The organism is Flavobacteriales bacterium (assembly GCA_016124845.1).
Taxonomy (GTDB): domain Bacteria; phylum Bacteroidota; class Bacteroidia; order UBA10329; family UBA10329; genus UBA10329.
Window position 1 is genome coordinate 163,977 of the sequence record WGMW01000009.1, and the last position, 21,208, is coordinate 185,184.

Here is a 21,208-nt window from a genome sequence, read left to right on the forward strand (position 1 = left end):
CCGAAAAGCAAGAGGCAAGAAACAACAAAGCCCCGCAGAGGCGAGGCTTTGAGCGTGGTACCAGCTGGAGTCGAACCAGCGACACACGGATTTTCAGTCCGTTGCTCTACCAACTGAGCTATGGTACCTCTTTTGAGGGCTGCAAATGTAAAAATATTTCGAATTGAGAACACCTCGTAAAATCGCGTGTCAACATTCGGTTCGCTACCTTTACGTCTGTAATGAATCTGGCCATCGACATCGGAAACTCACGCACTAAATGGGCGCGTTTCAACCATCGGGATGTGATCGAATCGGGCATGACGCCCGAAACCGATTGGGATGCGCTGATGTCCATCATCGATTTTCACCCGAAGGATGCGGTCACCATTTCGAGCGTGGTGCATTTGCCTGAACCTTTCCTGAATTTCTGCGCCAACAGAAACGTGTTGCTCATCGACCATTCGACCCCGATCCCGCTCAAGAACAATTACAGCACGCCAAGTACGTTGGGCATGGATCGGCTCTGTTCGGCCATCGGTGCCAAAAGTCTGTTCCCAGAAAATCCAGTACTGGTCATAGACATTGGCACCTGCATCAAATTCGAGTTTGTCTCAAATGACAGCACTTACGAAGGCGGCAACATCTCGCCTGGACTTCGAATGCGGTTTGCCTCGCTTAACAATTACACCTCAAAACTTCCTTCGCTGGAACCTGAGCTCACCGATGGCCCGATCGGCAGGTCAACAACCGAGGCACTTCGACTGGGTGTTCAACAAGGAATGTTGTTCGAGATCTGCACAATGATCGAGACCATGAAAGCGTTACACCCCGACCTGAAAACGGTGGGTACAGGAGGCGACCTTCCCTTTTTTGTAAATGACCTTAAAACTCACATCTTTGCAGACCTTTTGCTCGTGCTACGAGGCATAAATGAGATTTACCTACACAATTCTTAGTTCGGTCATCCGATCTGCGGTGTTCTTTTTCCTATTCGGAGGGGCGCTCGTAGCAACTGGTCAACCTTCCAACAATTCTCCGTATGCGAGGTATGGCTTGGGCAATTTAAACAATGGTGTCAACGTTCGCTCTGCAGGAATTGGTGGTTTGAGCATCGCCATGCGTGAAGACAGTATTCCATTTCTGGTCAATTTTCTGAACCCCGCGTCCTACACTTCGGTAGGTTTCACGGCATTCGACATCGGTGTTTACGGTAACGTGGCCAAACTATCCACCAGCACGGCTTCGCAGAATGTGAACAAGGCCAATCTTTCCTACTTCGCATTCGGCTTTCCTGTGGTAAGCAAATGGTGGGGCGGAGCTTTTGGGCTTCGCGAGTTCAGCAGTGTGAACTATTCCGCATCCGAATCCAAATTCGACACAACAGGAGCCTTCGGCCAGACCGACAAGTTCGAATATCAATACAAGTTCCAAGGCACAGGCGGTGTCAACCAGTTCTTCGTTGGAATGGGACTGCGGCCTTTCAAGAATTTCTCCATCGGCATCAATGCCTCGTACCTGTTCGGAAGATTGAACCGTATTCAGCGTTTGGAGTTTCAAGAGAACTACTACTTCAACGTAAAGACCGAGCGTTTTACCGATGTTGGCGGATTCTACGTGGACTACGGTCTCCAATATGTTGCGCCTCTTAAAAAGGGACAGAACGTGCTGATTTTCGGAGCCACGTTCGCACATCCGATGAAGGTTCGCGCCAACAGCACCACGCTGGCGCAGACATACACACTCACATCTTATGGCGAAGACATTCTCCGCGACACCATGCTCTACAGCGTGATCAAAGGCGGTTACATTACCATGCCCTGGAAATACGGTTTCGGGGTCACTTATAAGGTCGGAACGAAGTGGTTGATCGGGGCTGAGGCCCAACAACAACTCTGGAGCCAGTACCGCGATGTGAACGGAAAGAACGATTCGCTCTCCGATTCATGGAAAACTGCCGTAGGTCTCGAATACAAACCTTCGGTTGCGGAGACGGCACGGGGCATTTGGGCCTATTTCGGTAAGATGCATTACCGCTTTGGCGGCTACTATGGACTCAGCCAGTACAAGCTCAATGGCGTGCAGTTGCCACAGTATGGCATAACTCTTGGTTTCGGGTTCCCGCTAAGAAGAACAAGAGCAGGTTCCGACAAGTACATTCAGAGCATGATCAACTTTGCAGTTGAATGGGGACAAAGAGGAATGACATCCAACTCCCTGCTGCTGGAAAACTTTTGGAATTTCAAACTCGGATTCACTTTAAATGACAGATGGTTTATAAAACGCAAATACCAATAATGATGAAAAAGACAGGTTTTACACTTACAAACATTTCGATGCTCGTTATTGTACAACTGCTGCTAATTGGAACATCGGGCTTTGCCCAAGATGGCGATGACAAGTTCGGTGCCGACCCAGACAAATGCAGAGAGAACGTCTCCCTTTACCGAGAATACTACAAGCAGAAGAATTATGATGACGCCATTATGGGATGGAGATGGGTTTTCAAAAACTGCCCTGCCTCTACCAAGAACATTGTGATCAACGGACCGACCATCATCGAGCATTTCATCAAGAAGAATGAAGGAAATCCAGATGTGAGAAAGGCCTACATCGATACGTTGATGATGGTTTACGACAAGCGTATTGAGCTTTACCCAGATGACAAAGGATATGGTTTAGGTCGTAAGGGCATGGACATGTACGAGTATGCCGAAGATGACTATACAGATGCTTACAACACTTTGATGGAATCGATGGAAACAGATAAGTTGATCACCGATCCGTACGTGTTGATGCGACTTTACCTGGCAGGCATGAAGCGTTTGAAAGCGGAGCAGGTAGAACTGGAGACCATGTACGACCTATATGACAAGGTTTCTGAGATCCTTGATGACCAGTACAGCAAATTGCCTGAAGGAGCGACTGAAGACAACAACATTGATATGAAGAAAATCAATCAGGCGCGAAGCGTGATCGATCCGAACTTCGAGGCCATTGCCAAAGAAGACCAGTATGTGGCGTTGATGGAACCGAAAGTTGACGCAGAGCCAGATAATGTGCAACTGTTGGAGAAAGTGGTTGTGATGATGACCAAGAGAAAGTGGACAAACAACGATTTCTACCTGAAAGCCGCTGAGTTGCTGTACAAGAAGAATCCTTCAGCAACTGCCGCTTACGGTCTTTACGAAGGCTACGCCAAGAAAGGTCAGGATGATGAAGCTGCCAAGTACTTGGAAGAATCTGTAAAACTGGAGCAGGACAAGAACGAGAAGGCCGACAAGATGCTGAAACTGGCCAAGGTTTACGGTGGACAGAAAAACTACAGCAAGGCGCGCTCAACCGCGCAGGATGCTGCAGCGTTGAAACCAGGTTGGGGCGAGCCATACATTTACATTGGCGAGCTCTATTTGGGAACTGCGGCAAGTTGTGGCTCTACTCCGTGCGATTCTAAATATGGCATTTGGGCTGCTGAGGACATGTTCCTGAAAGCGAAAGCCGTTGACTCTTCTATGGCTGAGGAAGCTGGAAAGAAAGCTGCTTCCTGCAAGAAGTACTACCCGATTGCCAAGGATTGTTTCTTCGAAGGAATCAAAGATGGCGACAAGGTTACCGTTGGAGGTTGGATCGGAGTTGAAACCACAGCTCGCATTGGTAGCTAATTCACCTGACACGACATTGACAAAAAAGGTAGGGAAGCTCTTGCTTCCTTGCCTTTTTCTTTTTGCACTTGTGCTTGGTGGCTGCGTGAACGACATGGACGAGGTGAACGCCATTGTGGAAAATGAACTTCTTCCTGTAGAAACGGCCGACAACATCCGCATCATCTATTCCGATTCGGCTGTTCTGAAAGTGATTCTTGAAGCGAAACACTTGGAACGCTTTATGGGCGAAGAGCCTTATTTGGAAATGACAGGAGGTGTGCATGTTCGGTTTTTCAATAACTTGGGTGAAACTGAATCGGAATTGCGCTCGAACTATGCGGTCAGCTATCAGAACAAGGATGTGATGGAAGCCAAGGAAAACGTGGTGGTGGTGAACAAGAAGGGCGAAACGCTCAATACGGAACACTTGGTGTGGGAAAAGAAGACCGAGCGCATTCACACCGAAGAATTTGTGAAGATCACTACCGAAGATGAGGTTATCTTCGGCCATGGGCTGGAGTCCAATCAGGATTTCACCAAATACAAGATCAAAAACATAAAGGGAACGATCAATCTAAAGGATGGAGAACACACGGGTACTGAAGATTCTTGAAATAGCTTGGCTCATCATCGGCATCGGAGCCGTGGTGATGGGCGCATACCAATACAACACGTACGGTTGGGAAACCGCGAAATGGCTCTTCTTGGGAGCATTGATCGCGGGCATCTTTTACGCAACCCGCAGGCGCATGCGCATGCGAATCGAGGCGGATAAAAAGAACAGAGAAGACAAAAAGTGAGTTCACTTCTTATCATACTTATCTGCTTGGTGCTTTCGGCCTTCTTCTCAGGAATGGAGATCGCCTTTGTTTCGGCCAATCGTTTTAAAATAGAAGTTGACCGAAAAAAGGGAAACCTTTCGGGCAGCATCATCGGTGGATTTTTGGAACAGCCGTCACGTTTCATCAGCACGCTGCTGGTAGGGAACAATATTGCGCTGGTCGTTTACGGCATTGTGATGGCCAATGTGCTGGAGCCTTGGATCCGGACCTTCACCGAAACGGAATCGGCCATTCTTGTGGTTCAGACCATTCTTTCCACGTTGCTCATTCTGGTTACGGCCGAGTTTCTTCCCAAAGCATTTTTCCGCATCAACCCAAATCGCATGCTCGACCTTTTTGCTGTTCCTGCAAAGGTGTCGTATGTGCTGCTTTACCCGCTGGTTTGGGTCATCGACCGCTTCTCCAAACAGATCCTTTCTGCGCTGTTCAAAGTGAAGTTGAACGAGGAGAAAATGACCTTCGGGCGATCCGATCTGGATGAATACGTGAACGAGTTCACCAGTTCGGATGAGGAACAGGAAGTGGACAGCGAGATCAAGATATTCCGCAACGCACTCAGTTTCAGCGACATCAAAGTGCGCGAATGCATGATTCCGCGAACGGAGATCGTGGCGGTGGATATTGAAACCGACATCAACGAACTGAAAGCCAAATTGGTGGAAACAGGACTTTCCAAGATCCTCATTTACCGCGATGAGATCGACAACATCATCGGTTACGTTCACTCGTTCGAGCTTTTTCAGCGGCCAAGCAGCATCAAGAACATCATCCGTCCGATAAGTCTTGTGCCCGAAAGCACCAAGGTGAAAGACCTATTGAAGCAGTTCGGGCAGCAGCGCAGAAGTGTGGCCGTGGTGCTGAACGAGTATGGCGGCACGGCTGGAATGGTCACCGTGGAGGACATCGTGGAAGAGATCTTCGGAGACATTGAAGATGAGCACGACAAGGAAGATCTGGTGGAGGAACGCATCAGCGAGAACGAGTATCGGCTTTCAGCCCGATTGGAGATCCATTACATCAACGAGGCCTTCAATCTCGACCTGCCCGAATCGGACAATTACACCACGCTGGCCGGCTACATCATCGAACATTACCAGAGCATTCCGCAACTGGATGAAGTGATCCGCTTCGAAGATTATGAGTTCACCGTGACCAAAGTCGATAGCACGCGTATTGACGAGGTGGTGTTGCGCGTCTTAGATTAAACAAATGTTAATGGTATATTAACGCCTCAACGCGGCAAGTTGAGCAACTTTGCGCCCGAACACGCTCGGATATGAAGGATAATCCAGTAATTCTAATTGTCGATGACGAGGAAGACATCCTCGAATTTCTCGAATACAATCTGAAAAAAGAGGACTTTGAGGTGCATGTAGCTTCGTCTGGTCGTAAGGCCATTGACATTGCTCAGCGCGTTAGCCCCGACCTGATAATATTGGACGTGATGATGCCCGATCTGGATGGCATCGAAACCTGTAAGGAGCTGCGCGATCTTCCGAACATGAAGAACACACTGATTGCTTTCCTTACCGCCAGAAATGAAGATTATTCGCAGATCGCAGGCTTCGATGCTGGCGCGGATGATTACATCAACAAACCGATAAAGCCGCGTGTGCTGGTGAGCCGCATCAAGGCATTGCTTCGCAGACACAATCCGATCAACCAGAATCAGGTTTTTGAAACCGGATCAGGATTGAAGATCGACCGCAACAAATACGTGATCGAGTTACAGGGAAAAGAGCTGACGCTGCCGAAGAAGGAATTCGAACTGCTGGCGTTGTTGGCATCCAAACCTGGTCATGTTTTCACTCGCGATTTCATCCTCAGCTCTGTTTGGGGCGAGCAGGTGGTTGTGGGCGATCGCACCATCGATGTGCACATCCGCAAGCTTCGCGAAAAGATCGGTGACCGCTCCATAAAAACGGTGAAAGGAGTTGGGTACAAATTCGAAGAGTAACTTTGGGCTTGTGAAAGCCCCGAAGCAGAAAGATCTTATCCTATTTACTTCCATTGCGCTGTCGGTAGCACTGACAGCGGTGATCGCATTGCTCGACTTTTTGTTGTTCGATCAGTTCAACTGGATCCGCTCGCTGATCACTTTCCTGCTGGTTTTTGGAGTGTCCATGTTCATGGTGCGCTATGTGGTGGATCGGTTCATCTACGAGAAGATCAAACTCATTTACAAGACCATCTACAACCTGAAAACCCCGAAAGCCGACCTGAAACGGAAGCTGCGCGAAGATGAAGACGCGCTCGATACCGTGAACAAGGAAGTGGTTTCGTGGGCAGAAACGCAAAAGCGTGAAATTCAAACACTTAAAGATCAGGAAGAGTACCGAAGAGATTTTCTCGGAAACGTTTCGCACGAGTTGAAAACGCCCATATTCAACATTCAGGGTTACATCCACACGCTTTTGGATGGCGGGTTGGAGGACGAGGAGATCAACCGCAAATTCCTGATACGTGCCGATAAAAGCGTGGAACGCATGATCTCGGTGGTGGAAGATCTGGAGGTCATTTCGAGATTGGAATCAGGAAGGCTGGAACTGAACATCCAGCGCATCAATATTGTGGAGTTGGCCAAGGAGGTGATCGAGCTACAGGAGATGAAAGCAGAGAAGCGCGATATCGTTATCCGTTTCAATGAGAAATACGACAAGCCGATCTACGTGTTGGCCGATGGCGACCAGATCCGTCAGGTGTACATCAACCTCATCGACAACAGCATTAAGTATGGTGTGAACGAAGGCACCATCAAGCTGCGCTTTTACGACATGGATCAGAACATTCTGTGTGAAGTGGCAGATGATGGCCCCGGAATAGAACCGAAACACCTGTCGCGCCTTTTCGAACGTTTTTACCGCGTGGACAAGGCCCGCGACCGTCACGCTGGTGGAACAGGTCTCGGACTGGCCATCGTCAAGCACATCATCGAAGCGCACGAACAGACCATCAACGTGCGTTCACAAACGGGAGAGGATTCTGGAACCACCTTCTCGTTCACGCTCAAGAAAGCGAAGTAACCAACGCATCGACTGCCGCTTTGTAATCATCGCTCAAACGCGGCTTGAACCCAGAGAACTTGTCGCGTTGCTCCCACGCCTTCGCAAGGTTGAAACTGCGCTGATTCATCATCATGTGTTTTCCTTCACGATGGTATTTCTGTGCGAGATATTCCTGCTCGGTCTGCCCTGGAGTGGGTACAAAAACCGCCTGCTTGCCCAAGGCCGCAAGGTCCATAATGGTGGAATAGCCCGAACGCGAGACCACCAATTTCGCGGCAGCCATTTCCTGTGCCAACTCGTTGGCTGAAAGATGAGAGACGATGCGAACATTGCCAATTGTTTCATCCCGTTCACGGTCGGGCGTGCCGAGTACCGCTACGGCCTTGCCATCAAAATCCTGTAGCTGTTTCAGTACTTGTAGTTCAAAACGTGTGCGCTGCGGTTCGGGTCCGGAGATCACCACCAAAACGTCCGTGGTTTCTTCTTTCTGCTCCGCATGAAACCGTGAAAGCGGACCGATGTACTGCCCATTCTTCGGTAACGGAAACTTGTGGGCAAGATCGCCCGAAAGGCCATCCACCGCATAATCGGGAACCCACACTTGTCTGAACTTCCGCATGTAATCGGCATGCATGCGATACAGGATCGGCTCCACCAACATTGGTGCTTTGATCATAACCTGATGCGTCATATACACACTCGGGATCTTGCGTGTGTGCAGCCCGAAACGGTTGTCCGAGATCACCGCATCCAATTTCAGTTTCGGAATGAGGCTTTGCAGTTCATGATGTTCCTCGCGAATGCGATTGAGAATATGAGGCGTTGAGCGAAACATCTTCCAAGCCATGCCGCTGCCTTCGGGATAGGAAATATCATAGCCTTCAAATTCAACAGATTCCACCTCAGGAAACTCCGACCGAAGCAATAGCAACGATCTTCCCGAAGCCGCAACAATCGGCTGCTGCCCCATGTTGAGAAGATGACGGATGATGGGAACACACCGCGTGGCGTGACCAAGTCCCCAGTCCAGCGGGGCTATCAGAATCCGCTTATCCATAATTATGTCGCAAAATGATAAAATTCGACAGATGCACCATTAACACATTAAGAATAAACCTCTTACCCCGTTATCTTTGCACTCCCCTTAATTCACATCATGCAAAAGTTAATTGTTACAATAGTAGGCCTCGCCTTCTATCTTGTTTCCTATGCTGCTGACCCGACAGGACCAGACAGCACCTACAACGAAGTTGAAGCGCCCGTTTATCAACGAGAAATGGACTATAAGGGGCATACCAAGACCAGCTATTATGTAACCATGGACGATGGTGTTCGCTTGGCGGTGAATGTCTACTTGCCCAAAGGGCTGAAAAAGGATGAGAAGATTCCTGCCGTCCTTTTCATGACGCGCTATTGGCGAGGTGTTGGTATCAAATGGCCGTTCGCTGGCCTGTTAGATATCGTTCCGCACACACCGAATTTCCCTGTCCTGGAACTACCAAAATATGGCTACGGACTGATTACTGTGGATGTTCGCGGCAGCGGGGCTTCCGAAGGGACCAAGACCCTCACGCTCTGCGACATGCGCGAAGTGCTGGATTTCAATAATCTTATCGATTGGGCGGTGGATCAGGAATGGTGCAACGGGAACGTTGGCGCTACGGGCGTTTCATACATCGGAAATACGGCACTTTACGCCACTTACAACGAGCATCCAAACCTGAAGGCCATCGTTCCCACCTATTCTGTGTGGGATCTTTATGATGATGTTTCCACGCCAGGCGGCATCTATTTCCACCAGTTTCTGAAGCAATATGGCTACTTCTGTTCATCGCTCGATAAGAACGTCATCCCAGATAGTCGCAAGCAGAAAGGGGCTGCGCTTGCCTATGGCGTGGAGCGCGTGAAAGGCTACAGTAAAAAAGACATGGAAAAGGTGTGGGAATCGCACACGTGCAACCACTACCAATGCACGGAAGGCAGCGTTGCCAACTTCGCAGATGACGAATGGACCATCAATGGCAATTTCCGTCTGAAAGATGTTCTTTCTCCACACATGTTTGCAGACAGGATCAGAGAATCAGGTACAGCCGTTTACTCGTGGAGCGGTTGGTGGGATGCGGGTTTCTCTCACTCTGCCATCCGCCAGTTCATCAATCTCAATGATGGAAGAAACCGACTACGATTAGGCCCATGGAACCACGGTGGCGGGGCCAATGTGAGCCCGACCATGGCAAGCGCTTCCGAGCATGATGACGTGAAGGAGGTCGTTCGGTTTTTCGATTACTATCTTAAAGGTATTGACAACGGTTTTGAGCGTTCTCCTCGCGTGTACTATTACACCATGGTGGAGAATGAGTGGAAGACCGCAGACAAATGGCCGATAGATGCGCAACGCAAAAATCTCTACCTCGCCCCAAATGGAAATGCTTCATGGGATGAGACGACTGACGCAGAAAGTTTCACCGCCTACACGGTTGATACAACCCATGGCATTGGTGCAGATTGCCGCTGGAATTTTGGTACTACACATACAGGAGTGACCTACGCGAACGCAGATGCCGAGGACAGCATCACAGCCGTTTTCACCCTACCTGTGCTGGAAGAGGACATGGAGGTGACAGGCCATCCGCAAGTGAATCTTTACCTCAAAAGTGCAACGCAGGACGGTTCTGTTTTTGCCTACTTGGAGGACATGGACGAGAACGGAAACGTATGGAAGGTAACTGATGGGCAGCTTCGGTTCATCCACCGAAAGATCGTTGCGGAAGCTCCGCATTATCAGGATGTGGTTCCTTACCATAGCTATGAACGGGCCGATGCAGAACCCATGGACACCACGGCCGTGGAGTTGGTCTCATTTGATATGCTGCCAACCTCTCATCTTTTCAAGAAAGGACATCGCATTCAGATCCGTTTGGCGGGTGTGGATGTGTACAATTTCAAGAACCTGTATCCTAACGGAGGTTCATGGGAAATTCACCATGATGCGGAACATCCAACCTCTGTTGAATTGCCTTTGGTTGACAGGAATGTTGCCATGGGAATGGGCGAATGATCCAACTCTCCCCCATCCCCTCTCTTGCAAGAGAGGGGCGAGTTGTAGTTAAAGCACCTTCGGTCCTTTGATGAAACTGCTGACAGGAACTGCCAGCACAGCCCCAATGATGGGTGCAGTAATGTAAAGCCACAAATTTTCGAGATGACCTGAGACCAGCGCGGGTCCCAGCGAGCGAGCTGGATTCATACTTGCGCCCGTGATCGGCCCACCGACTAAGGCCAACAGTGCCACGGTGGCACCGATGGCAATACCCGCCAGCGTTCCTACTTCTTTAGAACCTGTGGCCACCATGATGATGATGAGCATGAGCAGGAAGGTGATGACCACCTCCATCAAAAATGCCTGCGAGATGGTATCGGAAACGAGTGTGGCACCGAGGTAGGTCGATTCGTTGGGGAACATGAACCGCAGCAGCACGCAGGCCAAGATGGAACCCACGCTCTGAGCAAGGATATACGGAATCACTTCCTTCATCGGGAATCTGCCAGAGATCCAAAAGGCGATGGTGACCGCAGGATTGATGTGCGCGCCTGAAACATCGCCAAAGGCATACACCACCGCCATGACGATGAGGCCGAAAACGGTGCAGATGGCCAAATGGCCCACTACGCCACCCGTTACGTCATTCACTACTATGGCCCCGCACCCTGTGAAGACCAACCCGAAGGTTCCGAGTACCTCTGCTAAAAGTTTCCGTGTCATGGATTAAATGTAGAGAATACATCCCAACCTACAACTTACAGGAACCGTCAACACAATAGCATGGTTTGAAACTAAGACCTGTTTGCACGAACTGAACAAACTTCGGTAGATAAAGGGAATTACGGCATTGAGCGCGATACGGTGTACAATACCGTGACCGACTATATGGATTACGACTTCGCTGCGGAAGTCTTGGGGGAGCAGCTATCCAATTTACCTTAGACATATCCACTCTTCCATTCATTTGGTCGTAGTACGGCCGAATGATACTCCCAATTCATTGCCTGAGTTTCCATTCTTGCCGTCTGAATGAGCACCCTTGGTATCTCGGTAAGCATTGTATATAAATTTGCAGCATGATCAAACCAATGGCCTTTTTGCTTTCGTTCGCGCTGGTGCTGGGCGCAAGCGAACCGTGGGTGCTTACCAAGGATAAGAACCGCATCAGCACCTACATTGGCAATCCCGGCCAGAACGGGCTGCGCCCCACCCGCTCGGTAATGGCCGTTAGCGGAAGCCCCGAAATGGCGCTCAAGGTCATCCTCGATATTGCTTCCTACCCCCGTTGGATACCTTACTGCGAAAGCACAAAGATGCTTGACCGCCCCAACGATTCCACCTTCTTCTACTACCAGTTCATGGACATGCCGCTGGTCAAGAACCGCGACCTCATCGTAAAGGTGATCTCCTCCAAAATAGCCTCCGGCTACAGCATTACCATGCGTGTGGCCCCCGACCATATTCCGGTGGATGAGGATGCGGTGCGCATCGCCATTTTTACGGGCGATTACACCATTGAACAACAGGGAACGGACAGCACCCTGATAACGTTCGACAATATGGTGGACCCGGACGGGCTCATCCCCGATTTTGTACTCAATTGGGCCAGCCGTTCGCAGCCGTTCAAGACCTTCAGCAACCTGAAGGAACACATGGCCAACTACGGCAAGTAAGCTCCTAATCCTTTCTACTGGAAATATAGACGCGCCATTTGTCCAGCACGGTCTGCATGTCTTCGGGCAGGTCGGCCTCAAACGATAGGCGCTCTTTGGTAATGGGCTGCGTAAACGCCAACGAACGGGCGTGCAACGCAGGCCGTGGCATGGCATCGAAACAGTTCTGAATGAACTGCTTGTATTTGGTAAAGGTGGTGCCCTTCAGCACCTTGTCGCCCCCATAACGTTCGTCATTGAACAGCGGGTGGCCGATGTGTTTCATGTGCACCCGTATCTGGTGCGTGCGTCCCGTTTCGAGCTTGCATTGCACCAGCGTTACGTACCCGAAGCGTTCCAAAACCCTGTAGTGCGTAACGGCATGTTTGCCTTGGTCGCCATCGGGAAAAACGTCCATCTGCAGGCGGTTCTTGAGCGAACGGCCGATATTGCCGGTAACGGTACCCTTTTCCTCTTCAAATTCGCCCCACACCAGCGCGGTGTAGAGTCTGTCGGTGGTACGGTCGAAGAACTGCTTGGCCAGTCCGCTCATGGCCAGTTCATTCTTGGCCACTACCATAATGCCCGATGTGCCCTTGTCGAGCCGATGCACCAGCCCGGGGCGCGGCTCATCGAATTTGCCCATGTCGGGCAGATTCTTGAAGTGATACATGAGCGCATTGACCAGCGTACCGCTGTAGTTGCCATGGCCAGGGTGCACCACCATATCGGGCGACTTGTTCACCACCACCACATCGGCATCCTCATAAACGATGTTCAGCGGAATGTTCTCTGGGATGATGGTGCGGTCGCGGGGCGGTTCGGCCATCACCACCGTGATGACATCCCTGGGCTTCACCTTGTAGTTGGGTTTCACCTCGTTGCCGTTCACCAGCACATTGCCTGCGCGGGTGGCCACTTGTATCTTATTGCGCGTGGCGTTGGCCACACGGTCCATCAGAAACTTATCGATGCGCAAAGGTTCTTGGCCGGGGTCGGACACAAAACGATGGTGTTCGTAGAGGTCCTCCTGCTCGTCCGCCTCTTCGTACAGGTCGTTATCCCCGCTCATTGGCGCACTACGCGTTTGGTAAAGCTTCGGCCATCGGCCAGAATGTTGAGGAGATAGGTACCTGCGTGCAATCCGCTCATATCAATGGAACCCAAGTAGCCGCGTTGCGAAAGCACCCTCCTACCCGCAAGGTCGAACACTTGAATGGTGGCATTCTTGGCCTGGGTGGGGTTCAGTCCCTGAAGCCGCACCTCTCCCGTTGTCGGATTGGGAAATACGTTGAGGCTCACCACCTCGGGCATCTCATCTGTACCTGTCCACGTGTACGGTTGCCCGAACACCGGACGGATCATAACAGATCCAGCTATGGAACTCTGCGCCCAGTAGTCTCCAAGGTTGTAATACACTTTATCCGAATGATCGGCCCGTAGGTCGAAACCGATGGAAAACTTCTGATCGGTGGCCGGTTGTTGTGTCCAACCGATCCAAATATTATCACTTACAATCAGTTCGCGGTCCAGCATGTAATGGTAGAAGTAATTGACCTGATCCGTGTAGTGCAAATTGAGTTCCTGCGAGGTCCACATGGTATCTCCTGGTTCCTCATTCCCAGACCACACCACCAATTTCACAGGCTCATTCGACAAATCGTACTGAACTGGATTGAGATAGATCTGAATACCTCTGAGTACACTTTCGGGTCTCTTAATGTTGTATTTAACGGCCACCTTCCCTTCATTTTCCAACTCACCAAGTCCATATCCGAGTTCTGCGGTACCATCATCATACGCATAGTAATTGTAAAACTCCTGTTTGAAAACAGAGGTATCATTGGGATGATAATCATCCTCCAAGTTTTCCATCAAGTGTTTCACTACGAAGTACGTTGAGTCCCAGGTCAGTTCATTATCGGTCGGGAAACTCCAATTGTCTGTCCAGTAGGTAAAGTTGCTATTGATGTTGAGGTTGCACGTATTTCTTTGGTTGCCACAGACCACCCAAGGATCGACCAACGGAGAAGAAAGGGTGTCGTCAAACACTTTGGTGCCACCTGGGTTAAATATGTTGAATTTGTAATCGGCACGGAGCACCGTATCTGCATTATTACGGATCATGAAGAAATTCGTGTCTCCCATAAGCGAGAGTGCATCTCCTAAACTGTCGATGTACTTGTAGTGGTTCCAAGGCATGCTGTTGAATTCTTTGAGAATACTTGCCGTGGCACTCTGAAAACCAATGGTGTCATTGTCCCAAGAGGTCTGCCCAAGAAAGGCCAGATCCTTGATCAGCGTATCAGCCGATGTTCTTCCTTCATCAAGCTCAATATAGTCGATATGCCAATGATCCACGCTTCCGGCCCGCGAAGCAAAGTTCTTGAAACGGAACTGAAAGCCGTTGTACAGGTATTCCTCTCCCATGATCGGCAACATCACTCTGCGGAACTTATTGTCCTCCAGAATATATCCTGCATGCTGCCATACCTGCACCCAAGCTCCTGAAGTGTCTTTGAAATCCAGGATCAGATAATCCTCCGATTCGGGAGCATTGCCAAGACCCTGAGCCTGATAAAAGAAACTCAGAAACACCGTATCGGTAGCACCTTGAAGATTGATCGGTTTGGACCTCAGGCTATCGGACTGATAAGATTGTGAAATACCAAAACCATAAGCTCTTCCCTGTTCATCAAGTCCATCAAATGTGGCCACTCCCTGCGAAATGGGGTTGATGGCCATGTGGTTGTTGATGTAAACGGTGTTCCCGATCCACAGGTCAGGGTTCGGGTAAAGGTCTGCAGCGGTTCTCAAGCGAGAAAACGGCTCCGAGAAATCATCGAAAAAAGGAAGGTCGAGCGTGTCTCCGGCAGCTCTTGCACCAACCGAATGTTGCCTCGAAACCTTCTGCCATGCCTCATAAAGAAGCGGATTGGAATTGAGGTCATACAACTTCTCCTGTGCCTGTGCACCAAAGGCAAAGCCAAGAGCAATGATAAATAGGCTAATCTTCGCCATCTTTCTGTTCAAAATCTTCTGGATATTCCTCCATGAGCAGTGTATCCAAATTCAATGTTTCCCGGCTGTATAACGTGGAATCGTATTCAATGGATGCCGTGTCTTCTGTCAGGTAAAGGATGATGGAACTGCCAAGTGCCATCATTTCACGTTCGTTGAACTCAGGTATCTGTCGGTAAACACGTACAAGTCCGGTATCGGTAACGGGTGTATCCACTTTAAATGTTGCCAAATTGAGCGATAAGGCCTGAATGCGTTCCAGAGCCTCGTCCAATCTGTAATGTATCAGATACGGAATAGGTACCTTTTTATTGCTCAGTCCGAGACCCAGCACCAGATCGACCACAGTTCCTTGAAAAACGGTCTTTCCTTTCTGTACCGATCTGCCGTTGATCTTCTGCCCGATGACCGCGTTCTTGGCAATGTCGGGTTGATATTCCAACGTTCCCAATTTCAGTCCCACACTTTCAAGCACCGCTTTTGCCTGTCTCAACGAGAGGTTGTGTACATCGGGCATCGCTATCTGCTTCGGAAGCATGGCGTTCACCGTCAGGTAAACCTTGCGTCCCTTCTTTACCGAATAACCGGCAGCAGGATCCTGATCGGCAACTGCGCCTCTTGGAAGGTCATCCGCGTAAATGGAATCTACAACCTCATATTCCAGGTCGGTGGTATCGAAAGCAGCTTCGATCTCCGATAGCGGAACGCCCACAAAATCAGGCACCTGAACCGTTACACCATGCTCCGTGTAGGAATCGAGCCAATAGTAAAGACCCACCGCTGCGATGGCTGCCACCACCAATGCAATGGCCACGTTGACCACAAAAAGTTTGCTGAAAATGAACCTGATAAATCCCACGCGTTGTGTTGAAATTGCCTGATTGGAACGGCAGCCAAAGATATAAATTATGAACCCGCGGCTGTTTAGCATTTATTGGGAAGAACATGGAGCAGCGACCATAATTTCAACTACATTTCATCCGTTCGAAAAAACATGAAAAAACGCGTTGCAGTTGTTTACGGTGGCTATTCTTCAGAGGTGGTCATTTCTGAGTTGAGTGCCAAAGTCGTGTTCAATCATTTGGATGCCGACAAGTACGAGAAGTACATGGTGAAGATCGTTCGCGAAGGGTGGACGGTTGAAGCAGACGGCAATTCAGTCTCTGTAGACCGAGATGATTTTTCATTCGAAATGAATGGTAAAAAACTCACGTTCGATGTGGTTTTCAACGCGATTCACGGAACTCCGGGCGAAGACGGCAAACTGCAAGGTTATTGGGACATGCTGGGAGTTCCGTACACGTCTCCAGGAGTTTTGGCTTCCTCTCTCACCTTTAGCAAAAGTTATTGCAATGGTTTTCTGCGCCAGTTTGATGATGTGAACATTGCAGCTTCTGTGATGATCCGAAAAGGTGAAGCGGTGGATTCCAAAGCGATTCTTGAGAAGATCGGTCTGCCATGTTTCGTAAAACCGAACAACATGGGATCCAGTTTCGGCATCACCAAACTGAAGCAAGCTGACAAATACGATGAGGCTTTGGCAACAGCGTTGGAACATGATGACGAAGCGGTGGTTGAGCAGTTCATTAACGGAACCGAAATTGCCAGCGGTGTATTCAGCCACAATGGCGAAGTGACCGCTTTGCCGCTCACCGAGATCGTTTCCAAGAACGAATACTTCGACTTTCAAGCGAAATATGAAGGAGCAAGTGAGGAGATAACGCCCGCGCGGATTCCAGATCCGGTACGTGACCTGATTCAGGAAACCACCCGCAGGGTTTTCACGCGATTGAAACTGCGAGGCATGTCACGCGTAGATTACATCGTTCAGGATGGTGTGCCATATCTGATCGAGGTGAACACGATTCCTGGGCTCTCGGAAGAAAGTCTGCTGCCGCAGCAAGTTGCTTATTCAGGAATGAGTCTGAAAGAGTTTTTCGGACTACTTGTTGAAGACGCCATGGTAGGGGCGTAAATCCTTACGCCCTAACAACGCAATCTCAGTATGGCATGAGGAAATCAACCAGTTTCTGAACCGCTCGTCCTCGGTGACTAATCTTGTTCTTCTGGTCTAAACTCATTTCGGCAAATGATTCCTTAAAACCATCAGGTCGGAAGATCGGGTCGTAGCCGAAACCTTTTTCACCGTGTTCTTCAGTTAGAATCTCGCCATCTACACGACCTTCAAAAAAATATTCCTCACCATTCAGGATCAGGCTGATCACGGTACGGAAACAGGCAGAACGGTCTTCCACGCCTTCCATCTTTCCAAGCACTTTATCCATGTTATCCTGAAAAGAACAGCCTTCGCCAGCGTAGCGCGCAGAATAAACACCCGGCTCACCGTTCAGCGAAGCAATTTCCAAACCCGTATCGTCCGAAAAGCAGTTCTTTCCGGTTCGCTCAAACACGTATCGCGATTTAATGCTGGCATTTTCATCCAGCGTAGCGCCCGTTTCGGGAATATCCACATCTCCCAACACATCTTTCAACGAAAGCACCCTGAATTCCTTCGGAAGTTTGGAACGCACCTCCTCCAATTTGTGCGCATTATTGCTTGCAAAAACGATTTCCATGGCGCGAAAATAACCAGCAGACCTTCAAGGTTTCGGAAACCTTGAAGGTCTATCCACTTGGGTTCGTTAATTAGCAGAATGGAATTCCTGAAGAACAATCGTTTGGTTCTGCATCTGATGATGGGCATTCTGCTCACCATCATCTATCCGATGCAGGAACTGTTCTCAGGCAACCAAAACATCTACTTTCTGTGGGGAATGGCCGATTTACTTCCAAATGCATTTACAGCCGACCCACTACTCCAATCTTCCGATCCGTACCCACTTTTCAGTTGGCTCATTTCCATTTTTCCTGTTGCGTTCTTGGACGTCTGGACAACTATTCTTTACGTTCTACTCAACGCGATCTATTCATTTTCACTTTTCGGAATTGCCGACCAAGTGGCCAACATCTATCGCCACAAAAGCCGACTTTTTTCCTTTACGGCACTCTTCCTTTTTCTCCATTCATCGCCCATTTGGGGAACGTATTTCAATCTTATTTCCGGCCTCGACCTCCGTTGGATTTGGGACAGCGGTATTGCCGAGCAAGGAGTGCTTCGCGGCTACCTGCAACCCAGCGTTTTCGGAGTATTTCTTTTGCTGAGTTTCTATTTCGCTTCGCGGAGAAATTTTACCGCGGCCATTTTGGCCGTTGCACCAGCAGCAGCCATCCACGCCAATTACCTTTTTCTTGGAGGAATTCTCACGTTCATTTATCTGATTCAAGCACGGTTTGAAAAGAAATCCATCCTGGCATCCAGCGTCCTTTTGGCTGCAGTTCTCCCCTATTCCATCTATTTGGCAAACAACTTTTTCCTTCTTGAAGCGGAGCTCAAAACGGCAATCGAACAAGCGGTTTTGGCCAGCTTTGAAAGCAACATTCATCTGAATCCAAGCAACTGGATAAATCCAAAGTTCTTCGTTCAACTGGTAGCGCTGTCATTGGGCACCTGCTCAATATGGAATACACGTTTTCGAAACCTCTTTCTCACCATTTTGGGCATTGCGGTTGTGCTCACCGCCATTGCGTATATCACAGAAAACACAACGCTGATCAGCCTCAATCCTTGGCGGTTTTCAATTCTGCTGATTCCTGTTTCGGTCTCGGTTCTCCTCTCAAAATTGATTTCTGCTGGCACTTGGAATCTTCTAAAATCGATTGTAATTCCACTCATTGGAAGCATCTGTGTGATGCTGGTCTATTATCGCATTTTCGGGAATTCCTCGTCCGAATTCAAGAATCAATGGTCGGTCATTCACCTTTCCCTTTCTGCGGTCCTGGTGGCTTCCACAGTTTGGCTTTACAAATTTGAATGGTACTCAAATAGTCTGTATTCACTTTTGATTTTTGCATTGATCTTGGTCGGAATCACAGACATGTTTATTGAGAAGAAAACCAAGTCAGCCTCGGAACAATTTCAAGTCATTTCGAAACTGAAAGGCTCAGAGCCGAACACCATCTACATCATTCCACCCGATTGGACCTCCTTCAGAATGAACGCGCAGAAAGCTGTTTTTGTGGATGAGAATCAGGTTTACGGTCCCGCACTTCCCGCTTTGATGGGACGGAAAGAATGGCTCGAGAAAGGTGATTTCAAATCGATTTTTGGTTCAGTGCCATCTGAATACACAGTAAAACTAATAATACCGGATTCACCACAAGCGGACGAAGCCATTCCACGGGAATCCATTACGGGAATCTACACCTGTTACGTGATAAGACCATAATGCGTCAATCGTACTTTTGAATTCATGTCCGCAGCAAAGCCCATTCGTCACATCCGTTCGAAACAGTCGTTCTCCGATTGGCTGCGGCAACTCATAGAAAGGCGCGAAACGCTGTGGTTCTTCATTTGGAAAGATCTGAAAGTGCAGTACCAGAAACCCGTTTTCGGTTTGCTTTGGTCTGTTTTCCAGCCACTTGTCTATTTCGGGATCATCCTTTCGGTGATGCGATTTTCAGGCAGAACATCAAGCATTTCAGAAATGTCATTTTCGCTTTACCTCATCAGCGGTTTGGCCATTTGGAACTTCACCACCTCCAGTATTTTGGGTGCGGTGAACAGCATTCAATCCAATGCTGGCATCATCAGCAAATCATTCTTTCCGAGGTTTTACTTGATTCTCGCACCCGTTCTCAAAAGCACATTCGACTTCCTCATCATGCTGCTGATTGTGCTTGGTTTTGAAATCTACTTTCAACAACCGTTCGTGTTCGAAAACCTCGGTTTTGTGATGACTTCAGTGTTTATCGCGATGACAACCGCACTCGGTTGGTCAGCCATTGCGGCAAGTTTGGTTGTGGCCAATCGGCACATCAGACATGCCATTCCTGTACTGCTTTATGCCATGATCTTTGCCCTGCCTGTTTTCTATTCGATGCAGGAAATCGGCAACCCAACGCTTCAAACTGCTTATCACTTCAACCCAATTGCTGGCGCGATGGACCTGCTGCGCAGCGGTTTCGGAAGCGGAATCACCTTGCAGCCGATGGTTTCATGGTTACTTCAATCCGTAATCTGGTTAGCGCTCGGAATCATCCTTTTCCGAAGAACAGAAAGAACCTTGGCAGATAACGTATGAAGGTGATCAGCGCAGAACGGCTTTCGAAATCGTACTTCCTGAAAACGGAAGGCGACCGCGAATTCCACGCGCTGAAAGACATTTCTTTCGACATCAACGAAGGCGAAATAGTTGGCATTATTGGCCACAACGGAGCGGGAAAAAGCACGCTTCTGAAACTGCTTTCTGGCATCACACTCCCTACTTCGGGCGAAGCCAAAGTGGTCGGCTCGTTCTCCAGCCTACTGGAGGTCGGCACAGGTTTCCATCCTGATCTGAGCGGCCGCGACAATATCTTTCTGAATGCTTCCATTCTCGGCATTTCCCGTAAGGAAGTCCAAGCAGAAATGGACAATATCATTGCGTTTTCGGGCGTGGAAAAATTCATCGACCAACCGCTGCGCACTTACTCCAGCGGCATGAAACTGCGCTTGGCGTTTTCCATCATCGCGCACCTCAAAACCGACATCATTGCGTTGGACGAGGTGCTTGCTGTGGGCGATTCCATGTTTCAGTTGAAATGCATGGAGCGCATCTTTGATTTCAAGCAGCAAGGTCGAACGATTCTGTTCGTCTCACATAATCTGAGTGCAGTGAAAAAACTCTGCGAACGGACAATTGTGCTTAATGCTGGCGAGATTATCTACGATGGACCGACAGAGGAAGCGATTGACTTTTATTTGGATTCGAACCGAACGGGAAATGCACTTGACGAAATAAGATTTGTGAAGAGAATTGAAGTGATGACCTCCCCCAACCCCTCCTTTCCAGGAGGGGAGCTGTCACTTCGCTCTGACGCTGGATCAGCGAACCAGCTCTCCCCCTTGAAAGGGGGAGTACTCCGCCTGAGGCGGAGGGAGGGGGTCTATACAAGAATTCTCCTCCATTTTCATGAGCTCCCA

19 protein-coding genes, 1 tRNA gene and 1 pseudogene are annotated in these 21,208 nt (G+C 49.2%); 14 read left to right on the plus strand and 7 right to left on the minus strand.

All coding sequences use genetic code 11. The features are described 5' to 3' along the window. Positions 1 to 55: 55 nt before the first annotated feature. Positions 56 to 128, minus strand: a tRNA-Phe gene (locus tag GC178_04790). Between the two features lie 93 nt (positions 129 to 221). Between GC178_04790 and GC178_04795 the strand changes: the two genes are divergently transcribed. From GC178_04795 to GC178_04830, 8 genes are all read left to right on the plus strand, one after another. Continuing rightward, the gene (locus tag GC178_04795; protein ID MBI1286877.1) at positions 222 to 938 is read left to right on the plus strand and encodes a type III pantothenate kinase; all 717 of its coding nucleotides are present in this window, start codon (positions 222 to 224) and stop codon (positions 936 to 938) included. Continuing rightward, positions 913 to 2,277, plus strand: a complete 1,365-nt coding sequence (locus GC178_04800) for a hypothetical protein (GenBank protein ID MBI1286878.1) — start codon at positions 913 to 915, stop codon at positions 2,275 to 2,277. Before GC178_04795 ends, GC178_04800 begins: the two co-directional genes overlap by 26 nt. A 2-nt stretch (positions 2,278 to 2,279) precedes the next feature. Next, positions 2,280 to 3,641, plus strand: coding sequence for a hypothetical protein (locus GC178_04805; GenBank protein MBI1286879.1), 1,362 nt, complete (start codon positions 2,280 to 2,282; stop codon positions 3,639 to 3,641). Beyond that, entirely contained in the window at positions 3,577 to 4,236 is a 660-nt protein-coding gene (gene lptC / locus GC178_04810) for an LPS export ABC transporter periplasmic protein LptC (protein ID MBI1286880.1), read from the plus strand. The genes GC178_04805 and lptC overlap by 65 nt, the downstream gene beginning before the upstream one ends. Next, positions 4,205 to 4,423, plus strand: a complete 219-nt coding sequence (locus GC178_04815) for a hypothetical protein (GenBank protein MBI1286881.1) — start codon at positions 4,205 to 4,207, stop codon at positions 4,421 to 4,423. The genes lptC and GC178_04815 overlap by 32 nt, the downstream gene beginning before the upstream one ends. After that, entirely contained in the window at positions 4,420 to 5,670 is a 1,251-nt protein-coding gene (locus GC178_04820; protein MBI1286882.1) for a DUF21 domain-containing protein, read from the plus strand. The genes GC178_04815 and GC178_04820 overlap by 4 nt, the downstream gene beginning before the upstream one ends. 71 nt (positions 5,671 to 5,741) lie before the next feature. Continuing rightward, positions 5,742 to 6,422 carry a response regulator gene (locus GC178_04825; GenBank protein MBI1286883.1) on the plus strand — a complete coding sequence of 227 codons (681 nt, stop codon included), beginning with the start codon at positions 5,742 to 5,744 and terminating at the stop codon, positions 6,420 to 6,422. Positions 6,423 to 6,588: 166 nt separating this feature from the next. Next, on the plus strand, positions 6,589 to 7,488 hold the full coding sequence (locus tag GC178_04830) for a sensor histidine kinase (protein MBI1286884.1): 900 nt from the start codon (positions 6,589 to 6,591) through the stop codon (positions 7,486 to 7,488). Here the strand turns inward: GC178_04830 and GC178_04835 are convergent. Continuing rightward, a complete protein-coding gene (locus GC178_04835) occupies positions 7,472 to 8,527 on the minus strand; it encodes a glycosyltransferase (protein ID MBI1286885.1) in 1,056 nt (351 codons plus the stop codon). The genes GC178_04830 and GC178_04835 overlap by 17 nt on opposite strands. 99 nt (positions 8,528 to 8,626) lie before the next feature. Here GC178_04835 and GC178_04840 point away from each other — a divergent pair, with 99 nt between their 5' ends. After that, positions 8,627 to 10,528: a CocE/NonD family hydrolase gene (locus GC178_04840; protein ID MBI1286886.1), complete on the plus strand. Its 1,902-nt coding sequence runs from the start codon at positions 8,627 to 8,629 to the stop codon at positions 10,526 to 10,528. Between the two features lie 48 nt (positions 10,529 to 10,576). Here GC178_04840 and GC178_04845 read toward each other — a convergent pair whose 3' ends face one another. Next, positions 10,577 to 11,233 (minus strand): MIP family channel protein, encoded by a 657-nt coding sequence (locus GC178_04845; GenBank protein ID MBI1286887.1) that lies wholly within the window; start codon positions 11,231 to 11,233, stop codon positions 10,577 to 10,579. A 356-nt stretch (positions 11,234 to 11,589) separates the two neighbouring features. Here GC178_04845 and GC178_04850 point away from each other — a divergent pair, with 356 nt between their 5' ends. Further along, entirely contained in the window at positions 11,590 to 12,186 is a 597-nt protein-coding gene (locus GC178_04850; GenBank protein ID MBI1286888.1) for a hypothetical protein, read from the plus strand. A 4-nt stretch (positions 12,187 to 12,190) separates the two neighbouring features. On the opposite strand, the gene GC178_04855 is transcribed toward GC178_04850, so the two are convergent. Genes GC178_04855 through GC178_04865 form a run of 3 tightly spaced genes read right to left on the minus strand, consistent with a single transcriptional unit; the run spans position 12,191 to position 16,117 of the window. Next, on the minus strand, positions 12,191 to 13,237 hold the full coding sequence (locus GC178_04855) for an RluA family pseudouridine synthase (protein MBI1286889.1): 1,047 nt from the start codon (positions 13,235 to 13,237) through the stop codon (positions 12,191 to 12,193). After that, positions 13,234 to 15,186 carry a T9SS type A sorting domain-containing protein gene (locus GC178_04860; GenBank protein MBI1286890.1) on the minus strand — a complete coding sequence of 651 codons (1,953 nt, stop codon included), beginning with the start codon at positions 15,184 to 15,186 and terminating at the stop codon, positions 13,234 to 13,236. Before GC178_04860 ends, GC178_04855 begins: the two co-directional genes overlap by 4 nt. Next, on the minus strand, positions 15,173 to 16,117 hold the full coding sequence (locus tag GC178_04865) for a PASTA domain-containing protein (GenBank protein MBI1286891.1): 945 nt from the start codon (positions 16,115 to 16,117) through the stop codon (positions 15,173 to 15,175). The genes GC178_04860 and GC178_04865 overlap by 14 nt, the downstream gene beginning before the upstream one ends. A gap of 63 nt (positions 16,118 to 16,180) precedes the next feature. On the opposite strand from GC178_04865, the gene GC178_04870 reads away from it, so the two are divergent. Further along, the gene (locus GC178_04870; protein ID MBI1286892.1) at positions 16,181 to 17,161 is read left to right on the plus strand and encodes a D-alanine--D-alanine ligase; all 981 of its coding nucleotides are present in this window, start codon (positions 16,181 to 16,183) and stop codon (positions 17,159 to 17,161) included. A 25-nt stretch (positions 17,162 to 17,186) separates the two neighbouring features. Here GC178_04870 and GC178_04875 read toward each other — a convergent pair whose 3' ends face one another. Continuing rightward, entirely contained in the window at positions 17,187 to 17,762 is a 576-nt protein-coding gene (locus GC178_04875; GenBank protein ID MBI1286893.1) for a non-canonical purine NTP diphosphatase, read from the minus strand. 78 nt (positions 17,763 to 17,840) lie between these two features. On the opposite strand from GC178_04875, the gene GC178_04880 reads away from it, so the two are divergent. From GC178_04880 to GC178_04890, 3 genes and pseudogenes are all read left to right on the plus strand, one after another. Next, positions 17,841 to 19,472, plus strand: coding sequence for a hypothetical protein (locus GC178_04880; GenBank protein MBI1286894.1), 1,632 nt, complete (start codon positions 17,841 to 17,843; stop codon positions 19,470 to 19,472). A 24-nt stretch (positions 19,473 to 19,496) separates the two neighbouring features. Continuing rightward, a complete protein-coding gene (locus GC178_04885) occupies positions 19,497 to 20,327 on the plus strand; it encodes a hypothetical protein (protein MBI1286895.1) in 831 nt (276 codons plus the stop codon). Further along, positions 20,324 to 20,947 (plus strand): annotated as a pseudogene (locus GC178_04890) (ATP-binding cassette domain-containing protein). Before GC178_04885 ends, GC178_04890 begins: the two are co-directional and overlap by 4 nt. The last annotated feature ends 261 nt before the right edge of the window (positions 20,948 to 21,208 follow it).